Source organism: Oricola sp., from assembly GCF_022763245.1.
GTDB lineage: Bacteria > Pseudomonadota > Alphaproteobacteria > Rhizobiales > Rhizobiaceae > Oricola.
In genome coordinates this window covers 56283-73779 of record NZ_JALEGV010000011.1, presented here as the reverse complement: position 1 = coordinate 73779, position 17497 = coordinate 56283, and the positions used below count along the sequence as shown (strand labels likewise).

General features: G+C 61.9%; 12 protein-coding genes and 2 pseudogenes. 5 read left to right on the top strand and 9 right to left on the bottom strand.

Going from position 1 to position 17497, the window contains the following annotated elements; genetic code table 11:
• Position 1 precedes the first annotated feature (1 nt).
• Positions 2-820: an ATP-binding cassette domain-containing protein gene (locus MRY80_RS03200; RefSeq protein WP_293287912.1), complete on the top strand. Its 819-nt coding sequence runs from the start codon at positions 2-4 to the stop codon at positions 818-820.
• 67 nt (positions 821-887) lie between these two features.
• Here the strand turns inward: MRY80_RS03200 and MRY80_RS03195 are convergent, their stop codons facing one another.
• The 6 genes from MRY80_RS03195 to iolG form a co-directional block, all read right to left on the bottom strand.
• On the bottom strand, positions 888-1760 hold the full coding sequence (locus MRY80_RS03195) for a MurR/RpiR family transcriptional regulator (RefSeq protein WP_293287910.1): 873 nt from the start codon (positions 1758-1760) through the stop codon (positions 888-890).
• A 98-nt stretch (positions 1761-1858) separates the two neighbouring features.
• Entirely contained in the window at positions 1859-2977 is a 1119-nt protein-coding gene (locus tag MRY80_RS03190) for a Gfo/Idh/MocA family oxidoreductase (protein WP_293287907.1), read from the bottom strand.
• A complete protein-coding gene (locus tag MRY80_RS03185; RefSeq protein WP_293287905.1) occupies positions 2970-3941 on the bottom strand; it encodes a hydroxyacid dehydrogenase in 972 nt (323 codons plus the stop codon). Before MRY80_RS03185 ends, MRY80_RS03190 begins: the two co-directional genes overlap by 8 nt.
• Positions 3941-4753 (bottom strand): aldolase/citrate lyase family protein, encoded by an 813-nt coding sequence (locus MRY80_RS03180; RefSeq protein ID WP_293287903.1) that lies wholly within the window; start codon positions 4751-4753, stop codon positions 3941-3943. Before MRY80_RS03180 ends, MRY80_RS03185 begins: the two co-directional genes overlap by 1 nt.
• Positions 4754-4762: 9 nt before the next feature.
• Positions 4763-6193 (bottom strand): NAD-dependent succinate-semialdehyde dehydrogenase, encoded by a 1431-nt coding sequence (locus MRY80_RS03175; protein WP_293287901.1) that lies wholly within the window; start codon positions 6191-6193, stop codon positions 4763-4765.
• Between the two features lie 3 nt (positions 6194-6196).
• On the bottom strand, positions 6197-7237 hold the full coding sequence (iolG, locus tag MRY80_RS03170; RefSeq protein WP_293287898.1) for an inositol 2-dehydrogenase: 1041 nt from the start codon (positions 7235-7237) through the stop codon (positions 6197-6199).
• Positions 7238-7306: 69 nt separating this feature from the next.
• Here iolG and iolD point away from each other — a divergent pair, with 69 nt between their 5' ends.
• From iolD to MRY80_RS03155, 3 genes and pseudogenes are all read left to right on the top strand, one after another.
• On the top strand, positions 7307-9166 hold the full coding sequence (gene iolD / locus MRY80_RS03165) for a 3D-(3,5/4)-trihydroxycyclohexane-1,2-dione acylhydrolase (decyclizing) (RefSeq protein WP_293287896.1): 1860 nt from the start codon (positions 7307-7309) through the stop codon (positions 9164-9166).
• Positions 9167-9169: 3 nt separating this feature from the next.
• On the top strand, positions 9170-10066 hold the full coding sequence (iolE, locus tag MRY80_RS03160; protein WP_293287894.1) for a myo-inosose-2 dehydratase: 897 nt from the start codon (positions 9170-9172) through the stop codon (positions 10064-10066).
• A 171-nt stretch (positions 10067-10237) separates the two neighbouring features.
• Positions 10238-10672: pseudogene (locus tag MRY80_RS03155) on the top strand (DDE-type integrase/transposase/recombinase); the annotation flags it as partial.
• A 291-nt stretch (positions 10673-10963) separates the two neighbouring features.
• Here the strand turns inward: MRY80_RS03155 and MRY80_RS03150 are convergent.
• The 3 genes and pseudogenes from MRY80_RS03150 to MRY80_RS03135 all read right to left on the bottom strand — a co-directional run bounded on the left by MRY80_RS03150 (position 10964) and on the right by MRY80_RS03135 (position 16609).
• Positions 10964-12580 carry a hypothetical protein gene (locus tag MRY80_RS03150; RefSeq protein ID WP_293287892.1) on the bottom strand — a complete coding sequence of 539 codons (1617 nt, stop codon included), beginning with the start codon at positions 12578-12580 and terminating at the stop codon, positions 10964-10966.
• Positions 12581-12594: 14 nt separating this feature from the next.
• Positions 12595-15560, bottom strand: a pseudogene (locus MRY80_RS03140) (TrlF family AAA-like ATPase).
• Positions 15557-16609 carry a hypothetical protein gene (locus MRY80_RS03135; protein ID WP_293287885.1) on the bottom strand — a complete coding sequence of 351 codons (1053 nt, stop codon included), beginning with the start codon at positions 16607-16609 and terminating at the stop codon, positions 15557-15559. The pseudogene MRY80_RS03140 and the gene MRY80_RS03135 overlap by 4 nt, the downstream one beginning before the upstream one ends.
• Before the next feature lie 492 nt (positions 16610-17101).
• On the opposite strand from MRY80_RS03135, the gene MRY80_RS03130 reads away from it, so the two are divergent.
• On the top strand, positions 17102-17485 hold the full coding sequence (locus tag MRY80_RS03130; protein ID WP_293287883.1) for a DUF3489 domain-containing protein: 384 nt from the start codon (positions 17102-17104) through the stop codon (positions 17483-17485).
• The last annotated feature ends 12 nt before the right edge of the window (positions 17486-17497 follow it).

Genomic DNA, 17497 nt, shown 5'->3' with positions numbered 1-17497 from the left:
AATGAGCCAAGATACGAAGTTCCATCACGGCGATGCGACGAACAGGCGAGCGCTCCTCGAAATGAAGGATATTGAAAAGCATTTTGGGCCCGTTATCGCGCTGGCCGGAGTGAGTTTCGATATCCATCCGGGCGAGTGCCACTGCCTCTTGGGGGACAACGGCGCGGGCAAGTCGACATTCATCAAGACAATGGCCGGCGTGCACAAGCCGACTCACGGGTCGATCCGGTTCGAGGGCAAGGAGATGAAATTCGACTCTCCGCGCGATGCGATGGAAGCCGGAATCGCCACGGTCTATCAGGATCTGGCCATGATTCCGCTGATGTCGGTGACCCGCAATTTCTGGATGGGGCGCGAACCGGAACGTCGCCGCGGTCCGTTCAAGTCGATCGACTTCAAGCATGCAAACGAAGTGACCGTGGAGGAGATGCGCAAGATGGGCATCAATCTTCGCGGCCCGGACCAGGCTGTCGGCACCCTTTCGGGCGGCGAACGCCAGACCGTCGCCATTGCGAGGGCCGTCTATTTCGGCGCCAAGGTGCTGATCCTTGATGAGCCGACCTCGGCGCTCGGGGTACGCCAGACCGCCAAGGTGCTGGCGACGATCGACAAGGTGCGCAGCCAGGGTATCGGGGTCGTCTTCATCACCCACAATGTGCGCCATTCGATGGCTGTGGGCGACAGGTTCACCGTGTTGAACCGGGGCAAGACGCTGGGCACAGCAGTTCGCGGCGAGATCACCGCAGAGCAGTTGCAGGACCTGATGGCCGGCGGCCAGGAGCTTGCCGAACTCGAAGGTAGCCTCGGCGGCACAGTCTGAAACGCAACGGCCTCTGCGGGCGTCGTGTACGTCCGCGGAGGCCGTCGCCTGTTGCACCCCAGCGCTCCTATTTTTCCGTGGCGATCGGAATGTGCGGAGTGGTCTTGTTGTCTTGCACCCGGGCTGCCACGGCGACGACGAGTGCCTGTGCCAGGCAGATCGGCGCTGTGAGAGAGCGCGTGTATTTGTGCTCGCGCTCGGGTACGGCGAACAGAACCCGAGCGGACTTGGCCAAAGGCGAGAGCGTGCTGTCCGTGATCGCGACGATCGGCATGCCCTCGGCGCCGGCGTTTTCGACAATGGACACAACCTCGTTGGCATAGAAGCGGAACGATATGGCAATCATGACGTCGGAACCGCGGATCGTGCGCGCCATATGCGTGGCCAGCCCTCCCCCGGCGTCGAGCAGGATGCAGCGCTTGCCCAGCATGGTCAGCATGTAGCGGATCAGCAACGCGATGGGTTCGGCGCGCAGCTGGCCGACGATAAAGACGGTGTCGGCGTTGTGAATGAGGTCGGACGCAAGCGCCAGATCGTCCTGGCTGATGTCTTCCAGCAGCGCCTGCAGGGCCGAAACGTCCTGAATGACCAATTCGTGCAGGAAACCGATCTCCGACACGTCTCCGCGGCTGGCAAGCTCCTCGCGGAGCGCCTTGGAGCGTGCCTCGAATCCAGGCGCGGCCGTTGAAAGCCGCTTCTGGAAGAGCACCTGCAGTTCCTTGAAGCCGTTATAGCCAAGCGCCTGGGCGAAACGGACGAAGCTGGACGCGTGGATCCCGACCTTCTCGGCAATCGTGCTCACCGGCTGGACCGCCACTTCGTTCGGATTCTGCGTGAGGTAGACCGATATCTTCTGATACGTCTTGCTCATCTGATCGTACCGCTCGTGAATGAGCCGTATCAGTGCCTCGTAATCCCCGGGCGGCGTGCCGGTTTCCATCGGTTCTCCAGTCGCAGTGTTGTCCTGCAATATCTATTGCACAATCCGGATTGCCTGTTGCAATACTCCTGTTGCCGGGCCGGTCCCGGCCGCATCGGTCAGACCACCAGCCAGCGCCCGGTTCGCGACGACTCCTGGATCGTTTCCACCAAGGTCTGAATACGCTGCCCCGCCTTGAAGTTGAACGGCTCCGCCGTTCGTCCGGCTATGGCGTCGACAAAGCCGGCTGCCTCGATGGCCTTGAGGTCGTTGAAGCCCAGTTGGTGGCCTGGTGCGACGCAGAAAGAGCCGTAGGGCGGATGGTCGGGCGCAGCCTCGATGCGGCGGAATCCACGCCGGCCAGCCGGATCCCCGACCGAATAGAAGTGCAACTCGTTGAAGCGTTCCTGCGTGAATGCGAGCGCGCCTTTGGTGCCGTGGATTTCGAAGTCATGCTGCATCTTGCGGCCGGTGGCGATCCAGTTCCCCTCGACGGAGCCTGTCGCGCCGCTGGCAAAGCGGATCAGGGCCCGGCCGATGTCGTCGACCTCTACGCGGCGAACGGCGACCTGGCCGTTGGGGCGTTTCGGGATCATGGTGACGCAGTCGCCCATCACCTGCGATATGGGCCCGAGCAGATATTCCGCCGTCGCCAAGGCATGGCTGCCGATATCGGCAAGCGCGCCGCCTCCGGTCGGATCGTGGCGGAAGGTGAACGGGCTGTCCGGATCGGCCATGTAGTCTTCGCAATGGATGCCGCGATAGCCGAGGATGTCGCCGAGTTCTCCCCCGGAGATCATCTCCCATGCGAGATGGATCATCGGATTACAGAGATAGTTGAAGCCGACCTGTGTCTTGACCCCCTTAGCTTCTGCCGCCTCGGTCATTTCGCGGGCGTCTGCAACGGTCGGGGCGAGCGGCTTTTCGCAATAGACGTGCTTGCCCGCCGCGATCGCGGCCAGAGACATCTCCTTGTGCAGGGCGTTCGGCGCGGTGATGGAGACAATGTCGATTTGCGGATCGTCGACGAGCTGCCGCCAGTCCGATGTCGAATGCGCGAAGCCGAGCGCCCGCCCGGCGTTTGCCGCCAGTTCCGCGGTCGCGTCGGCGAGCGTGTGCAGTTCGAGTTCGAACGGAAGATCGAAAACGCGCGATGCCGTTGTAAATGCGAAGGCGTGGGCCTTGCCCATAAAGCCGGAACCGATCAAGCCGACGCGCAGTCTGGGTTTTTCAGGCATTTGCTGATTTCCGATTGACGATCAGCGCGGGATCGATGTTGCCTTCGAGAAACCCGATGGCGTTCTCGATGGAGGATATCGCCATTCGCATGGCGGCTTCCTCGGTGACCCCGGCGATGTGGGGGGACAGGATGGCGTTGTCCTGCGAAAGAAAGGGAGACTCGTCGGTCGGCGGTTCCTGTTCGAACACGTCGATGCCGGCGGCGTTAACGCGTCCGTCGGCAAGCGCCTGAGCCAGGGCCCGTTCATCGATCACGCCGCCGCGCGCGGTGTTGGCGATAATGATGCCGGGCTTAACCGCGCGGAGTTCCTTCTCGCCGATGACCGGCCTGTCGCTTTTCGGTACATGCACCGACAGGCAGTCGGCCCATGCGAGCCCCTCCGACAGGTCGTCGAAGCTGGCAACGTCGCCTTCCGGCCAGCCGGCTTTCTTCAGGAACGGATCATGTGCCCGAACCTTCATGTCGAAACCCGAAGCCATCCGTGCGAGATGGCGGCCGGATCGGCCATAGCCGACGATCAAGAGATTCTTGCCGTGGATTTCGCGCTGCTCGAGCCTGTTGCGCCAGTTCCAGTGCGACGGGTCGCGAACGGCACGGTCGGCGCGCAGGATCTGCTTGGCGGCGGCGAGGAGTTGCATCATTGCGTGTTCGGCGACCGACACCGAGTTGACGTCGCCAACGATCGTCAGCGCAATGCCGCGCGCGTTGAGTGCGTCGAGATCGACGGCATCGTAGCCGACACCGTGGCGTGAAACGACCTTGAGCCTTGCCGCCTTAGCGATGGTTGCCGCCGACAGGGGCTGGGTGCGGATCACCAGGGCGTCTGCCTTGTCGATGAGCGGCGCGTAGGATGGCTCCGAGATTTCCTCCACATAGTCGAAGGTGACGCCCCGGGCTTTCAGCTCGTCGAGCAAGGCGACGCCGGCCGGATGCAATTTCCCCGCGACGAGCAGATGCGGCATCAATAGCTTCCCTTGTCGTCTGCGGCGGCTATCTCTTCGCGGCCCGTCAGATACTTCCAGGCGGTGACAGACGCGCTGGCGGCGGAAGCAAGCAGCCGGCTATCGCCCGAGACGGTCGTCATCCGGTAGCCCCAGCCAATCGCCTTGGCCGCGTATTCGGGCGTGCCGCAATGGAGGGCCGCCTTGATTTCGTTGTCCCGGCAGATGTTGGCGATACGCCTGATCAGCGCGACCATTTCGTCTTCCTCCCGGTCGAAGCCTGGAGGCAGGCGGCCTTCCTGTGTACCGAGCGTCAGGTCAGCCGGACCGACATAGATCCCGTCCAGACCTGGAGTTGCCGCGATCTCGGCAAGATTTTTCACGCCATCGGCGGTCTCGATCATGGCGAATGCGAGAACTTCCTCGTTCATCTGCGTGCCGTAACCGGGCATGGCGATCGCGGCGCGGGTCGGCCCGAAGCTGCGCTGGCCGAGCGGCGGATAGCGCATGTAGGAGACGAACTCCTCGGCTTCGGCGCGCGAGTTGATCATGGGGCAGATGATGCCCATCGCACCGGCATCGAGTACCTTCATGATGGCTGCCGGGTCGAGCCAGGGAACCCGTGCCATCGGCACGATACCGGAGCCGCTCATGGCCTGAAACATGGCCAGGGCCGAGGAATAGTCGAGCGCGCCATGCTGGATGTCGATGGTCACTGAATCGTATCCCTGCGCGGCCATGATCTCGGCAGTGAAGGCATTGCCGATCGAGCACCAGCCGTTCAGGACCGGTTGGCCCGCCGCCCAGATTTGCTTGAGCCTGTTTTTCAGCATGGGTCTTCCTTACATCACGATCTGCGCGAGCTTGGTTTCGAGATAGTCTTCCATGCCTTCCGGCCCGCCCTCGCGGCCAAGGCCCGAATGATTGGTGCCGCCGAAGGGCACCTCCGAGGCGGCCAGCGCGAAGCTGTTGATGCCGACCATGCCGGATTTCAGGGCGGAGACCGTGCGGCGCGCGCGCTCGGGTGAGCGCGTGAAGGCATAGGCCGAGAGTGCCATCTCGCAGGAGTTGGCGCGGGCGAGAACCTCGTCTTCCTCGGTAAAGCCGGTGATCGCGGCGATCGGCCCGAAGTTCTCCCGCGCGAACACCTTCATGTCGTCAGTGACGCCGGTCAGCGCGGTCGGTTCGTAAAAGTGACCTTCGTTGAAGTCCGCCGACCGCTGGCCGCCTGTCTCGACCTTCGCGCCGGCGCGGACGGCATCGCGCACGATGTCGTCGATCTCCGAAAGGCGTTTCGCATTGATAAGCGGCCCCATCGCGGTATCGGGATCGAGGCCGTTGCCCAGCTTGATCGCCCTGGTGCGTTTCACGAAGCCCTCGACGAAGCGGTCGTGCAGGCTCTCGTGAACGAAGAAGCGGTCCGGCGTCACGCAGACTTGGCCGGCATTGGCGAATTTGGCCGCAACCGAGATGTCGATAGCCGCGTCCAGATCGGCATCGTGATAGACGATCAGCGGCGCGTTTCCGCCAAGCCCCATCGACACCTTCTTCACCGTGTCAGCGGCGTCGCGGATCATCTGCTGTCCGACACGGGTCGAGCCGGTGAGCGACACCTTGCGCACGCGCGGGTCGGCCATGATCGGCGCATAGGTTTGCGAGGTTTGGCCGACGACCAGATTGATCGCGCCGCGCGGCAGCCCGCCGGTGCGAATGCAATCGACCATGATCATCGCCGTTCCTGGCGTCTGCGACGACGGCCGCAGAACGACGGGACAGCCGGCAGCGAGCGCCGGGGCGAGCTTGCGCGCCGGCAGCGAGGCGGGGAAGTTCCAAGCGGTGAAGGCGCCGACGACACCGACGGCCTCCTTGGATATCTCGAAGCGCCCGCCCGGAGCCCGGCTCTCCACCACGCGTCCATAGATGCGTCTGGCCTCCTCGGCGTACCAGCGGAACTGGTCGACGGCGAGGGTCCATTCTCGTCGCGACTGGGCGATCGGCTTTCCCGTCTCGGTGGAGAGCATCTTCGCGGCTTCCTCGCCGCGGGCGATCATTTCGTCGGCGACCCTGTGAAGCGCGTCGGCGCGGGCGAAGCCGCCGAGCACTCGCAACGCGGGGAGCGCCGCCGCGGCCGCATCGAGCGCCGCTTGCGTATCGGTTGCGGAGGCGGTCGCGATTTCGCCGAGGACCTTTTCCGTTACGGGCGAAAAGACCGTCGCGGCGCCGCTTCCCTTTCGCCATTCGCCGTCAACGAAGAGCCCGAACCTCTCGTACATGCCTCATCCGATCTCGCTGATTTTGACGACGCGGCCCTCGGCGACGGATTTGAAGCAGGCATTGGCGAGCATGAGCGCGATGCGTCCGTCCTCGAAGCCCACCGGAACCGGTCTGTGGTTTTCGATCGCGTCCACGAAGAGCCCGATTTCCGTCATGAACGCCGGCATGTAGCGCTCGATGAAGAAGAACTGCAGCGGGGCCGAAATGCCTGTTGCCGACGCCAGGTGCTTCGTGACGAGGTTCTGGCGGTGGTTTTCGGAGATGACCATGCCCTTCGAGCCGAAGAGCTCGAGGCGCTGATCATATCCGTAGGCGGCCTCACGTGAATTGGTGATGATCGCCTGCTTGCCGCTATCCGTCATCAACGTGACCACGACGGTGTCGTAGTCGTCGCATCGCTCCATCAGTTCCGGATTGACCAACCGCGATCCTTGCGCGGAAACCGCCGCGACCTCCTCGCCGAGCATGAAGCGGGCGAGGTCGAGGTCGTGGATCGTCATGTCGCGGAAAATCCCTCCGGAGACCTCGATATACGCTTCCGGCGCAAGGCCCGGGTCTCGAGACGTGATGACAACCTGATGGAGATTGCCGATTTCGCCGTCGAGCATCGCCTGGCGGGCGGCTGCGTGACCTTCGTCGAAACGACGAACGAAGCCGAGCATGATGGGCACATCGGCTCCGGCGATGCGCTCCCTCAATGCGTTGACCCGATCCAGAGACAGATCGATCGGCTTTTCGCAAAAGATCGCCTTTCGCGCCCTAACGCCTTGTTCGATGAAATCCACATGGGTAGGGGTCGACGTCGCGATGAGGACGGCGTCGACCTCCGCCGAGGAGAACACGTCGTCGGCGGAAGCGAACTTCCGGACATCATGCCTGGTCGCGACTTCGGTGGCCGAGGGGTCGTGCACATCGAAGACGCCGGCAAGCCTGGCGCGGGGATGGGCTGCGATATTGTCTGCGTGCATGCGGCCGATGCGACCGCAGCCAAGGACTGCAATTCGGACCAATTTGTCCTCCCGATTTGTTTCTGCAATAATCATTGCAAATGACATGGTGTGTCAATATACATTTCAACAAGGAAGCTCAAACGTCCGCGGGGGGAGGAAGGAATGACCGACAACACCGTTCGTCTGACGATGGCTCAGGCGCTGGTGCGCTATCTGTGCAGTCAGTACACCATGGTTGACGGTGAACGTGTCCCGTTGTTTGCGGGCCTGTTCGGTATTTTCGGGCACGGCAACGTGACTTGTCTTTCCGAAGCGCTTGAGGCCGTGCAGGATCGGCTGCCCACGTGGCGCGGCCAAAACGAACAGTCCATGGCCCTTGCCGCCGTCGGTTTTGCCAAGGCTAGGCGTCGACGGCAGATCATGATCGCCGCCTCGTCGATCGGTCCGGGCGCGCTGAACATGGTGACTGCCGCCGGGACCGCCCATGCGAACCGCCTGCCGCTGCTTCTACTGGCGGGCGACACCTTCACCAACCGCCTGCCGGACCCAGTGTTACAGCAGGTCGAGCATTTCGGGAATCCGACCACGACGGTGAACGATGCCTTCAAGGCGGTAAGCCGTTACTGGGATCGCATCACCCATCCGGCCCAGATCATTTCCTCCATGCCGCAGGCCATCGCGACCATGCTGGATCCAGCCGATTGCGGGCCGGCATTCATCGCCCTGCCGCAGGACACGCAGGAAATCGCCTTCGACTATCCGCAAGAGTTCTTCGAGGAACGAGTCTGCACCATTCCGCGTCCCCGCCCTGACCGGGACAGCGTGACGCGTGCGGCCGAAGTGCTGGCGTCGGCCGAAAGACCGTTGATCATATCCGGTGGCGGCGTTCGCTATTCCGGCGCCGAGCGGGCGGTGCAGGCGTTCGCGCAGAAGCGCGGAATCCCTGTTGTCGAAACCATCGCGGGCAAGGGGGGGCTGACCCACTACGATCCTGTCCATGCCGGCCCGATCGGCATCGTCGGCTCGACCTCGGCGAACGCGCTTGCCGAGGAGGCAGACGTCATCGTCGCCATCGGCACGCGCCTGCAGGATTTCACCACCGGCTCGTGGACGGCGTTCTCGCGCGACGCGCGGTTCATCTCCATCAACGCGGCACGCTTCGACGCGACCAAGCATCGGTCGGTGGCGGTGGTCGGCGACGCGCTGGAGACGGTCAACGAACTCGACGCGACCCTCGGAGACTGGAAGGCGAAGCCGTCCCGTCTGGAGAGGGCGCAAGCTTTGTTCAGGGAGTGGGACGCGCTTCTGGACGATCATCAGAAGCCGACCAATGCGCCGGTTCCCACGTATGCGCAGGTCGTCAATGTCGTGAACCGGGCTGCGGGCGAGGACGATAACCTCATCGCTGCGGCGGGGGGTATTCCGGGGGAGGTCGCCAAGGGCTGGCGGGTGAAGAACCCCAACACGTTCGATCTGGAGTTCGGCTTTTCCTGCATGGGCTACGAGATCGCCGCCGGCTGGGGTAACGCCATGGCAAACCATGGCAAGTCGACCCCGATCGTCATGCTGGGCGACGGTACCTACATGATGATGAACTCCGACATCTATTCGACCGTCCTGAGCGGGCACAAGATGATCGTCATCGTGTGCGACAATGGCGGCTACGCCGTGATCAATCGCCTGCAGGAGTTCAAGGGCACGCCCGGCTTCAACTGCCTGCTCAAGGATTGCCGCATCGAAAACCCGCAAGCGCCGCTTCATGTCGACTTCGTCAGACACGCGGAGTCGATAGGCGCCTATGCGCGAAGCTGCGAAAGCCTGGCCGATCTTGAGGCCGCGCTGGAATGGGCCAAGGGCAACGACCGGACCACGGTCCTGTCGATTGTCACGGATGCTTACGCATGGGTGCCCGGCGACGCGGACTGGGATGTCGGCGTGCCGGAAGTCTCGACCCGCGACACCGTCAGAGAGGCGCGAAAGGCACAGGACGAAATCCGCTCCAAACAGCGCGTGGGGGTCTGATCCATGCTCAAGGCAAAATTGGGAATCGCGCCGATTGCGTGGTGGAACGACGATCTCGCGGAACTGAGCGACGATGTAAGTTTGGAGGAGTGCCTGCGACAGGCCTCTGTCACGGGGTTCACGGGCATGGAGACCGGCCGGCGCTTTCCTATGGACATGGGTGAGCTCGGGCCGATCCTCGCCCAATATGGCATCAGCGTCTGCGGTGGCTGGTTCTCCGGACTCCTGCTCGACGGCGACATCGGGGCGGAAAGGGAACGCATTGCCGCACAGATGGCCTTCTTCAAGGCGGCGGGCGCGCCTTGCATCGTCTATGGTGAAACTGCCCGCTCAGTGCAGGGCGAGCGTCACACGCCGCTTGCCCGCAAACCGAAGCTGACCGAGGCCGAGATGGCCACCTATGGCCGCAAGGTTTCCGATTTCGCCGACTGGTGCGCCGGGCAGAGGATACCGATCGCCTACCATCACCACATGGCGGCCGCGGTGGAGACGGAAGCCGAACTTGACCTCTTCATGAAGCATTCCTCGGTCCCGCTGCTGTTCGACGCTGGCCACATGGCGTTTGCCGGGGGCGACAATCTGCGCGTGATCGACAACCACCATGCTCGCATCACGCACGTCCATACCAAGGACGTGCGGCAAGGGGTGATCGACGGGCTCGACCGCAGCCGCGACAGCTTTCTCGATGCGGTCATCAAGGGCGCCTTCACGGTGCCGGGAGACGGAAGCCTCGATTTCGAGACCATCGTCAAGGCGCTCGCAGCCAAGGGCTACGAGGGCTGGTTCGTCGTCGAGGCTGAGCAGGACCCGGTCGCCAATCCTCCGCTGGAGATGGCGAAGAAGGGACACGCGGAATTACTGCGGGTCATGGCCGCGGCCGGCTACGAAGTTGCCACATGAACCGTAGTGACGGAAAGATCGCTGCAGTAAGCGAAGCCACTCGAGGATTTGGCCTGCTTATCGCGCTGCTCTTGACCTGCCACTGAATTTTTTCTCCACTGTCGATCAGAGTCCGGCCCAACTTGAGGGCGGACAATGAAGCGAACGAGTCTCGCAGACGAGTAGATCGTCGGCATTGAGCCGCGCGTCTTCCGCTACCAGTCGAGCAGGCCGGACGATGCTGGCCTTCGACAGCGCTTGTGGGAGCTGTCGTCGGAACGACGGCGGTTAGGCTATCGTCGCCTGCATCTGCTATTGAAGCGCGAAGGCGTCGCGGTGAACTGGAAGAAGCTCTACCGCCTCTACAGGGAGGAACGGCTCACGGTTCGCAAACGTGGCGGCCGCAAACGAGCCTTGGGCACAAGGGCGCCGATGGCGATCTCGCAGGATTCGAACCAGGGATGGTCACTCGACTTTGTGTCGGACACGCTGATCGACGGACGCCGCTTCCGCATCCTGTGCGTCATCGACGACTTCAGCCGGGAATGCCTAGCGACGATGGTCGACAACTCGATCTCGGGAGAACGTGTCGCTCGCGAACTGGACGCGATCGCCGAACGGCGCGGCTAGGGCCGATGACCGTTGTGGGTCAAAAGCGGTCTATTCGATTGAATATCCCCACGTCCGCTTTCGGGGCACTCTCAGACACAGCGCCGACTTCCAGAACGCGCGTTATGCGACATCGGATTCGGCGATGGTTGAATGTCCAATTAGGGGCCGCAAGCAGACCAACCGCTTTTCAGGAGTAATCGGCTGATAGCGGCCATAAGGGAATGTATCTCCCAAGCGGATACTCGCCATCACCTACTTGCTGCAAAGACAGACATTCTCGCGCGCTGCTGGCGGACTAACTATTTCTTAAACAAGGCGCGTGTGCGACGGTTGCCGGCTTTTCTCCTGAAGATCGGATGTGATGGGCGCTTCAGGGATGTCCCTCCGAGGCGCCAATGTGATGTTCCTCGGGTCGATGAGGAGTTTCAGGTTGCAGGCTGTCGCCTGGTCTATTCCGTATTCTTCAAGATCATCGACCTTCGGTCGAACGTCGAGAGCCTCGAAACGGGTTGACCGAAACCGCCATTCTGGATCACCCGACTGCTCGAAGAAGACCTTCGCGCTGAAGGTTATGCTGGTGTCGGCGAAGGACGTGCTGTTGAAATACAGGCCTTCGGGCGGCGGCGACGACTCTTCAATCTCAAGGGTCTGGAATTCGAAGCGGGCCTCGGATTGCGGCTGGAGCAGGATGTCCACGGCCATGCGTGCTTCATTGGCCTCCCAGAACGCATCGAACTTGAATCTAGCGGTCGACCGAAGGCCCGCATTCGTGAGAAGCTGAAGCCACCCGTCCAAGAATGTGGAAATCAGCGGAATCTCCTCGAGGTACGGTCCGGTGATGGGTTGATCGACCGGGAAGGAAATCGAGGAGATGCGGTCATTTCCGGCAATCGTCAGGGTCGCTCGCCCCATCGCCATGAGCGTGAGAGCGCGAAGCAGCTCCGCCCACTCCTCCAGAGAATGCTCCATTTCATCGATCGAGCCGACGCTCTCGAACTTGAGCGCCGGCGGTGTCAGCCGGATGATGAAGTCCGGGGTGCGGATGAGGAGCTCTGCTCCATGAGGCTCCGCCATCGGCGGCCCGATGAACATTTCGCCGTCGAACCGCGCCGCTTGTCCGAAGTTGGGTCCGCGGATCGAAATATCACAGGAACCCAGAGTAGGAGGCGTAATGCGCAGCTCTTCGATATCGTCGAAAAGCGTGCCATGGTAGGGCAGACGTATGCCGAACCGGTTGTCGAACACGCGAAGCCGATGCGGCTTCAAGGGCGCGAGGCCGAGCAACAGATTGCTGAAATGCTCCGGACCCTCGATCTGGATAAGTGCCTCGGCCTCGAACTGGCCGTTTTCATAGCCAAGTTCGGCGAGCTGTCGTTGCTTCTCGATTGTATAGGCACCGGGATTTTGACCGCAGGCAGCAGTCAGGGCTGCCAACAAGCCGGCGGGGGTCGGCTCGAAGCGTACCCCGACTTTCTCGTAGTCGTAGCTGATATCGGTGTGGTTGATGTCGTGAGCCTTGCGGGCCTCCGCCAGTCTCAAACGCCTGAGAACGCGCGCGAGCTCATTCCCGATAAGGTGGACGAGATAAGCGGATTGGAGTTCGCCGTCGGCTCGCAGCCGAAACACGACGATGAGCGCCGGCCGAGGGTCCTTGGCGAGGCGATCAATGGCGGACAGGCTGAGGCGGATGCGATTGCCGGCTCGGCCGAGTGTCGACTTCAATTGTACCCGTGCGGCGTTGGTGGGGCGTTGATCGAGAGGTAGCGCCTGGCCGGCCGGCCCCATCGGGAACTCTACGATGAAGTCCCACCCCATGACGTCGACGGCGCTCTTGTTGCAATAAAGGCCTGCGCGCTCGCAGAGCACTTCGAACTGCCGTTCGCCAATGCGGCCAATGCGATCAGGACCTAGTTCGCTTTCCATGTCGTCGTCCGTCCTCATCGATCGAGACGGACGCGAAGCCGCCGTGCGCGCTCCTTGAAGGCGCGGTCGCCACCTTCGAGGATGTCGCAGACATGCTTGCGCATCTCCACGCTTTCGAGGCCACCCGATAGGTAGCGGATGGGCGGCAGGCTGCCGGGCGTATGCGTGCCGGAAAACGCGACGATGACCTGATCGGCGTCCGTATTGACGACGAGGTTTGCGTTGTGCGTCACCATAATGACCTGGCGCACATTCTTCGCGGCGATGAACAACTCGACCAGTTCGTCGAAGATCGACTTCGGATCGAGGTTTTCCTCCGGCTGGTCGATGATTAGCGGGCGGTCATCGCTGTCATCCAGGGCGAGATAGAGCAGCAACAGGACAATGCCGCGCGTGCCCGGAGAGAGCTTGCGAATATCAACGGCTTCATAGTCGATGCTGTAGCTGATCTCGATATGGCTGGTGCCATAGAGCCATTTGGCGAACCGCTTTAACCAGGAGCGATAATCCGCTTGCTGTGATCGCGGCACCTCGGAGAGATCGAGAAGCTCGGCTTGGTGGGCCTGGCGAAATCCCGCCATCGCCTCGGCGACGGCTTTCGGATTGCCCGACTCCCACGCTGGCTTCAGCAGCGCGTCTGCCCAAATCTCCAATGTGCCAACGCCCTTGAACGGGCCAGTGCGCCGCTTGTCGAACAAGCCTTCGCCCTCAGCCGCCCAGCGATGCACGTCTGCATGACGGGACACCGAGAACGATAATTTGCGCAGCGTGCCGGACGCCTGCGCGAGCCGATCCATGAGCGGGCGATACAGCGCATGCAGCACTTGCTCTTCCGCGACGATGGATTCGAAGACCCGCGCAAATAGGCCTGCTCGCGATCTTTTTGGAGTTGGGCGGTCCGCGCCGCGGCGCCTTCGCAATCGGTCAGCGCTTCCTTCAGGCGCTTCAGCGTAGCGTTCTCGTCCCCGATTTTGGTGGTTATCGCTCGCAGGCGATTGGCGGTGTCCGTATCGATGTTGATGAGGCGCTGAATGCGGCCGATCTCGGCCTCAAGTTCGCCCAGCGACAATCGCTTCAACTCAGCGTCGTCGGCCACATAGGGCTCTTGGTCGTTTGCCTTACGGGGCAGTTCTTTACCCCGCCACCCGGCCGTTGCCTTCTCGGCCTTGGCAAGGCGCTCGGTCAATGTCCCGTCGACGTTGCCGGCGTAGGTCTGCCGGAAAACCTCCCAAGCATTGTCATCCAGATGCGCGCCGACAAAGTTCTGCTTGGTCGTGCGCAGCGCCATCGGCGCGCGGTTGGTTCGGAAATCCGACACGTCGTTCTGCAAAGACCGGAGGGCTTGGGTTTCCTGCGACCACAACCGAATCTGTGTCCGGGCGAGATCGGCCGCTTCGGTCAGCGCATTCAGCCGCTCGATCCGCTCCGCGCTGCCTGTGGTCACCAATGTATCTCGGCTTTTGATATAGCCGGCGATCAGCGCTTCTTTCTGAGTGATTTGCGACTTGAGGCCGGTGATCTGGCTTTGTTTCTCGCGTTCGAGCCCGACCTGATCGGACAGGGTCGCGATGGCGTCCTCGTCGCGGCTGCGATTGTCGCGTAACACCGTCGTTCGAAGGTCAAGCAGTTCGCCGAAATCTGTCGCGCCGTCGCGTTCGAGCGTGCTGTGGGCTTCGAAAATGACCCGCTCGATCTCGCTCAGCAATTCGTCCTTGACGCCGTCGGCCGAGCACAGCTCTTCGACGAATTTCTGTGAGAGATAGCGCGCCCGCGGATAGAGCGAAGGATCAAAGGAATCGTCGAGCAAAGGGCGCACCGACGGGTCGCCGGTCTCCCAGGTCAATCGGACGCCGGCACCGTCGAGATGCTCACGGGCCCGCACGATAAACGACGCGTTGCTCAAGCGGCCGTCCGTGGCGTCGCAGCCCGCGGCGATCGCATCGGCGAGCGCGGTCTTGCCCGAGCCCCGCGCGCCAATGATGGCGACCAATCCGGGATTGAGTGCGAGCCTAGGTGTCTGTGCCCAGTCCGCTCCCGTCAACTCTATCTCCGCAATGACACGCGCGGGGGTAGCCCGAAACGGGGGATGGGGGCCGACATAGGCCCGCCCGGCGGGATCGATATAGGCTTGGCGCAGCGCGTCGAACTCCAACGCGCCCTTGATCCAGGAATAGCGGTCGCCATCGGGCTTGGCGACGGTAGCTTGCTCATGCGAGTCGCTGCCGTGCAGGCAGGGCTTGCAGCCGTCGTATCGCTCGCGAAGCACGTCCTCTCCGACGCCGTTTTTTCGCCCCAGCCAGAAATCGCGCTGCGCCGGACTGCTGGCAAAAATGACATGCGCGAACTTCTCGATTTCCTGTCGCAAGGTTGCGTCATTTGCATCGCGGATGCCGGACGTTCCATCGGTTTCGGCCCCTGCGACGGCAATCAGGATGTTCTCCTTCGCCCAATCGCTCTTGCCATATTCTTCGCGCAACTTTCCGAAGTTGACCTTGAACTGCGAAGCCCCGTGGCGGAACGCGGCCCGCTCTTCGCTCAGCTCCGGCTTGGACTTCCGGCCCAGCTTGGCTAGGTCTTCTCGCGTGCAGGCGAAGTTGTCGCCAAAGGCTTCAAATCTCAGCCGGCTGAGAAATCGTTCGACCTCCGCCCCATGTTTCGGATCGTCGGGGCAGACGAGCAGGTGGATGTTGGTCCAGCGCTCTTTCACCGTCGCCACGTCGAGCCGCAGCTCGACATTAGGGAAAACAAGCGCGACCTGTGGCAGGCGGCCGTTTTCATTCATCTCTCGGACAACGTCCTGATAGGTGTCGGTGCAATAATAGTCGGTCACCGCAATCGCGCAGATAACCGGGGTCGCCTGTTCGAGGCTGGTGAGATAGTCGCTCCAGGCGTTCGGGCCTTTGAATTGGTTGTTGAACAGGGTGCCGGGCGCATGGATATGCGGCTCCCATCGATGCCATTCGGAACCGCGATTGATCATACACCCCCCTGGTTTTCTTCCTTATGGTTGCCTCGGGGAGCCGCATTCGCCGCGGCTGGCGGCGGCACGGCCGGGAAGTCGACGCCCGAGACGAACAACTTCACGGTGTTTCCTTCGACGAAGATGCTGTCGGCATCATTGGTAATGAAGCCGGTGGCCGCGTCCCGGCTTCCCCTGATCCGGCTATGCGCCGTGTTGAAGGAAATGGCCTCGCAGATCGCGTAGCCGTAGCGAACGAAGTCGGAGCCGTAGAGGCCGTCCGCGCCCTTCGGGTAGCTCGCGAACTTCACCACGTTGTATTCGGGCTTCAGGAGGCTGACGAAAGCCTTCTCGGCGTCGGCGACGATACGCTTCCGGTCGTAGGCACCGCTGAAATCCTCGTTCTCGAAGTCATGCTCCGGTTCAAAGGTCGTCATGATCAGCGGCTGGACGTTAAACAGGAACAGATAGATTTCGTCGGTCACCCGCGCTCCGGGATAGCGCTGGGGCTCGTTGCCGAGAATCTCCATGCGGGCCTTGTGCCCATTGCTGATGAGGCGATCGAAGCTGTCTCCGACCTTGGCGATGCCGACATAAAGGAGATCATAGGTCGCGGCCTCGCGGTAACGATCGAAGCGCTCGAGACCGGCACGGCCGCGCGACCGATCCCAGATCAGCTTCTCGGTCGTGAACCACTCCAGAACGTCCGAGCCGGGCTCGCCGATCGGCCCGTCCCATACCCGGATATTTTTGTCGCCAGCCTCAATCCAATAGGACTCGGCGTCCGATTCCTCGACGGCTGGCAGGTCGCGGATGCGGATCACGACGGGGTCGCGAAAATCGTCGCCTATCGCGAAGTCGAAGGTGATGACGTAGGTCTCAGGATCGATGACGAGGTTCAAGTATTTCGCCTCGGCGCGACCTCCAATCATATAGAAGTCACTCTGCCTGAGCAGCGCCTCCACCTCCGGGTCATTCTGAAGCCAGATGGCCTCCTGATTGGAAATCGGCGGATAGACGGTTTCCAGGAAGGTGACCTTGGATTTCGTGCTGGAGATGCTCGTGGTCATGATCAAATACTTTATTGCAGAGGGCGCGAAGGGTTCTGAACATGATGCCCGTGCGCCAGCGGGCCAGAATAAACAAATACCTTCTCACTATTATCTAGGTAGGATGCACTTGGAGCGAGCCGGAGTCGACACCTGAGTGATCGTCGGCCGGCCATCGCAATGGGAGCTTTCGGGACAATGCGCCGGGTTTCTAAATGACCGATACGAGGGCGCAGAACTGTCATTGACAGAAAGGCCGCTGTTGCGGCGCTAGGCAGATTGCGGCGTCTTCCTGGGCATACCTGACCATTGCGAATCCGCTCGCAATTCGCCGACATATTCGATCCGCAAAGAAAGTCTCCTTTTGAGCGTTTTCCCGCTCGACTTCGTCGGCAAAGGAAGCGGTAGTGTTGGCAGGTCAAGCTGCGCTTATCGGCTGACCGTGCCCGCGCCGCGGGCTTCACTCAGTGCGAAGCCGGATAATCCGGCCTCGAAAATTGAGTGGAGAACAGCATGAACACCCAAATCATCGAGAATGGCGGCGACAGCGGCAAGGCCATCAATACCGAGACCCACGCAATCAAAAAGCCTGCCACCAAGCGTACACCGCGTGCAGCCATCAAACCGAAGTTAGCCGGCACCGGCAAATCGGCTGCGAAGAGCAAGAAGGACCAGCTTGTCGCCCTGCTGTCGAAGCCGAATGGCGCGCGCATTTCGGTGATCGTCGAGCGCCTGGGCTGGCAGGCGCACACGGTGCGCGCGACAATATCGGGCCTGCGCAAACAGGGCATCGAGGTCACGACCTCGAAGTCGCCGAAGACCGGCGAGACCGTCTACGCAATCGTTTCGGCGCCAATCGAGGAGGGCGGGCAGGCCGCCGATGAGGCGGTATCGTGACCTCGGCGTTGT

Bases quoted from the DNA above. Each gene is read 5' to 3' on its own strand.
- iolD (WP_293287896.1), top strand. From the start codon at position 7,307: ATGACCGACAACACCGTTCGTCTGACGATGGCTCAGGCGCTGGTGCGC.
- MRY80_RS03185 (WP_293287905.1), bottom strand. From the start codon at position 3,941: ATGCCGCATCTGCTCGTCGCGGGGAAATTGCATCCGGCCGGCGTCGCC.
- MRY80_RS03190 (WP_293287907.1), bottom strand. From the start codon at position 2,977: ATGCCTGAAAAACCCAGACTGCGCGTCGGCTTGATCGGTTCCGGCTTT.
- MRY80_RS03150 (WP_293287892.1), bottom strand. From the start codon at position 12,580: ATGGAAAGCGAACTAGGTCCTGATCGCATTGGCCGCATTGGCGAACGG.
- MRY80_RS03195 (WP_293287910.1), bottom strand. From the start codon at position 1,760: ATGGAAACCGGCACGCCGCCCGGGGATTACGAGGCACTGATACGGCTC.
- MRY80_RS03175 (WP_293287901.1), bottom strand. From the start codon at position 6,193: ATGTACGAGAGGTTCGGGCTCTTCGTTGACGGCGAATGGCGAAAGGGA.
- iolG (WP_293287898.1), bottom strand. From the start codon at position 7,237: ATGATTATTGCAGAAACAAATCGGGAGGACAAATTGGTCCGAATTGCA.
- iolE (WP_293287894.1), top strand. From the start codon at position 9,170: ATGCTCAAGGCAAAATTGGGAATCGCGCCGATTGCGTGGTGGAACGAC.
- MRY80_RS03130 (WP_293287883.1), top strand. From the start codon at position 17,102: ATGAACACCCAAATCATCGAGAATGGCGGCGACAGCGGCAAGGCCATC.
- MRY80_RS03180 (WP_293287903.1), bottom strand. From the start codon at position 4,753: ATGCTGAAAAACAGGCTCAAGCAAATCTGGGCGGCGGGCCAACCGGTC.
- MRY80_RS03135 (WP_293287885.1), bottom strand. From the start codon at position 16,609: ATGACCACGAGCATCTCCAGCACGAAATCCAAGGTCACCTTCCTGGAA.
- MRY80_RS03200 (WP_293287912.1), top strand. From the start codon at position 2: ATGAGCCAAGATACGAAGTTCCATCACGGCGATGCGACGAACAGGCGA.